This window comes from Actinoplanes oryzae, assembly GCF_030757795.1.
Classification (GTDB): domain Bacteria; phylum Actinomycetota; class Actinomycetes; order Mycobacteriales; family Micromonosporaceae; genus Actinoplanes.
This window is the reverse complement of the sequence record NZ_JAUQWH010000318.1, coordinates 1-3,202: the sequence shown is the minus strand read 5'-3', so window position 1 is coordinate 3,202 and position 3,202 is coordinate 1. Positions and strand designations below refer to the sequence as shown.

Below are 3,202 nucleotides of genomic sequence, written 5' to 3'. Positions count from 1 at the left end.
GGTCTGCAGCACCGAGGCGCCGAACAGGGCCGGGACGCTGAGGAAGAACGACAGCTTGGTGACGGTGACGCGGTCGAAGTCGCGCAGCAGGCCGGCGGTCATGGTGGCGCCGGAGCGGGACACGCCGGGGATCAGGGCCAGGCACTGGGCCGTACCGATGATCAGGGTGTCCTTCCAGGTGACGTCCTCGGCGTGCCGCACGCCGGTGGCGGCGTGGTCGGCGAACCACATGACGAAGCTGTAGAGGATCAGGGCGCCCGCGACGAACCACAGGCTGCGCAGGGTGGTCTCGATGTCGTCCTGGAACAGCAGGCCGATGATGCCGATGGGGATCGAGCCGAGGATGACCGCCCAGCCGAAGCGGTAGTCGGCGTTGTCGCGGTGCGCCTTGCTGAACACCCCCCGGATCCAGGCGGGCACGATGCGGGCGATGTCCTTGCGCAGGAAGATCAGGGTGGCCAGGACGGCGCCGGACTGGATGATCGCGGTGAACGCGGTGATGTCCGGGTCGTCGATCCGGTAGCCGAGCAGCTTCTCCAGGATGGTCAGGTGCCCGGTGCTGGAGATCGGCAGGAACTCGGTGAAGCCCTCCACCGCGCCGAGCAGTACCGCTTCGAGAATGTTCAACCCACGCCTCGCGTCCCGTGATCGTCGTGCCCTGACCCGGGTCGAGAATAGGGGGTCGCCTAGGTGGCGTTGCGCCGGGTCCGGGCCGCCGCCAAAGTGTACGAAGGGTCACGATCCAGGTTGTAGCGGTCACGGTCGTAGCGGCGGGTGGTGCGCGGGTCGGCGTGGCCCATCGCGTCCTGCACGTCCTCCAGGGCGACCCCTTCGGCGCGGGCGGTTGTGGCGAACGCGTGGCGCAGCGAGTGCGGCGACAGCTTCTCCCAGCCGGGGATGCCGGCCTCGCGGGCCAGGCGCCGCACGGTGCGGAACACCGCGTGCCGGTCGAGCCGGGCGCCGCCGGAGGTGACCAGCAGCGGCCCGTCGAGCCGGTCCGGCTGCGTGCCCTCGGCCGCGGCCCGCTCGATCAGGTACGCGTCCAGCGCCGCCGCCGCGTCCTGGGTCAGCGCCCGCCGCCGCGCCCGCCCGCCCTTGCCGACGAAGCGCAGGCTGCGGTGCCCGCGCTCCACGCCCAGGTCGGCGACGTCGAGGCTGCACAACTCCCCCACGCGCAGGCCCAGGTCGGCCAGCAGGGTCAGCACCGCCCGGGTCCGCGCCGCGGTCGCCCCGGACTCGCGGGCCGCGGCGGCCAGCAGCGCGTCGACCTCCTCGGCGGTCAGGCCCACCGTCGAGGAGTGGTCACGCGACACGTACGGCCGGTCCGCCCCGCCGACCGGGTTGGCCTCCACGGCGCGCAGCTTGAGCAGGAAGTCGTACCAGCTGGACAACCCCGACAGCTTGCGCGCCACCGTCGAGGGGGCCAGCAGCGCCGCCTCCAGCCCCCGCGCGTACGCGTTGACGTCCAGGAACGAGGCCCGCAGCGGGTCGAGCTGCCGCTCGGCGCACCAGCCCAGCCAGCCCGCCACGTCACGCCGGTACGCCTCGCGGGTGTGCGGCGACAACCGCCGGTTGGCCAGCCACGCCTCGGTGACCTGCTCGGCGCCGCCGGCGACGGCGACCGTGCCGGGCTGACTCTGGCGGGGCACCACGCTGCTCATGCGCCCCATGATCTCAGCTCACCCGCACCTGCCCGTCCGCGACATGCCAGACCGTGCGCGCCCCGACCGCCTCGGCGAACCAGCGGTCGTGGCTGACGACGACCACGGTCCCCCGGTACGCGCGCAGCGCCGCCTCGAGCGTGTCCAGCGCGTCGAAGTCCAGGAAGTTCGTGGGCTCGTCGAGCAGCAGCACCCGCTGCGGACTGTTGACCATCACGGCGAGCAGCAGCCGGCGCAGCTCCCCCGCCGACAGCGAGCGCATCGTGGCGTCCCACTGGTCGGCGCCGAACTGGTGGGCCTGCAGCAGCCGCTCGGCGTCGTCGGCGTACACCGGCACGCGGGAGCGGAAGAAGTCCATCACCGTCCGGGAGGTGCGCAGCCCCGCGTCGGTCTGCGGCAGCACCGCGGTGTGCTCACCGGCCAGCGCGCGCAGCAGGGTGGTCTTGCCGGCCCCGTTGCGCCCGGTGATCAGGATCCGGTCGCCGCGGCGCACCTCGGCCCGCACCCCCTGCAGCACGGTACGCCCGCCGTGACGCACGCTCAGGTCGCTGACCGCGGCGACAACCTCGCCGCCCGGCTCGTCGTCGGCCGGGAAGGCGAGGGTCAGCGGCGGGCGGGTGCGGGGCTGCTCGATCCAGCGCACCGACTGCATCTGCCGGCGCAGCCGCCGCTCGCGGGCCTTCGCCTTGCGCGCCACCCGCTTGGCGATCTTGCGCAGGTGCGGGGCGGTGACCCCGGAGCGCACGGTCAGCTCCACGTGCCGGGCCTGACCCTTGGTGCGCTCGATGTCGGCCTCCCAGCGCAGCCGGTCCTTCTCCTGCGCCTCGTAGTCCAGCAGCAGCTTCGCCCAGCGCCGGGCCTTCTCCCGCCGGTACGCGCTGTAGCCGCCGCCGGGATAGTCCTGCGGCTGGTCGTGGATGCCGTCGAGCTCGATGATCCGGGTGACCGTCGCGTCGAGGAACGCCCGGTCGTGGCTGACCGTCAGCACCGCCCCCGGGTAGCCGGCCAGCCAGTCGCCCAGCCACGCCGCGCCCTCGGCGTCGAGGTGGTTGGTGGGCTCGTCGAGCAGCAGCACGTCCGGGTCGTCCAGCAGGGCCCGGGCCAGCAGCAGCCGGGCCTGCTCGCCGCCGGAGACCGTGGCCAGGTCCCGTTCGTCGCCGAGGTGGGCGATGCCGAGCCGCTCGCGGGCCTGGGCCAGCCGGGTCTCCGCGGTCCACCCGCGCAGGGTGGTCCAGCGCTCCTGCACCTGCCCGTACGCCTCCAGCACGTCAGCGCCGGCGGCCAGCTGCTGCTCCAGCGCACGCAGCCGGTCACGCACCGCGGCCAGCTCGCCGAGCCCGGCGGCCAGGAACTGCCCGACCGTGCCGGGCGCGCCGGGCAGCTGCTGCGGCACGTGGGCGACCCGGGTGCCGGGCCCGCGCGTCACCGACCCGTGCGCGGGCGTGAGCTCGCCGGCGAGCAGGCGCAGCAGGGTGGTCTTGCCCGCCCCGTTGGGCCCGACCACCCCGACCCGGTCACCGGCGCCGAGCACCAGGTCGAGG

At 74.1% G+C, this 3,202-nt stretch carries 3 protein-coding genes; all 3 read right to left on the bottom strand.

Going from position 1 to position 3,202, the window contains the following annotated elements; genetic code table 11:
* Positions 1–627: undecaprenyl-diphosphate phosphatase (locus RBH18_RS43495; RefSeq protein ID WP_306216377.1), on the bottom strand; the 627-nt coding region annotated here is incomplete at its 3' end.
* Positions 628–686: 59 nt separating this feature from the next.
* Positions 687–1,670, bottom strand: coding sequence for a tyrosine-type recombinase/integrase (locus tag RBH18_RS43490; RefSeq protein WP_306216376.1), 984 nt, complete (start codon positions 1,668–1,670; stop codon positions 687–689).
* A 4-nt stretch (positions 1,671–1,674) separates the two neighbouring features.
* Positions 1,675–3,202: ABC-F family ATP-binding cassette domain-containing protein (locus RBH18_RS43485; RefSeq protein WP_306216375.1), on the bottom strand; the 1,528-nt coding region annotated here is incomplete at its 5' end.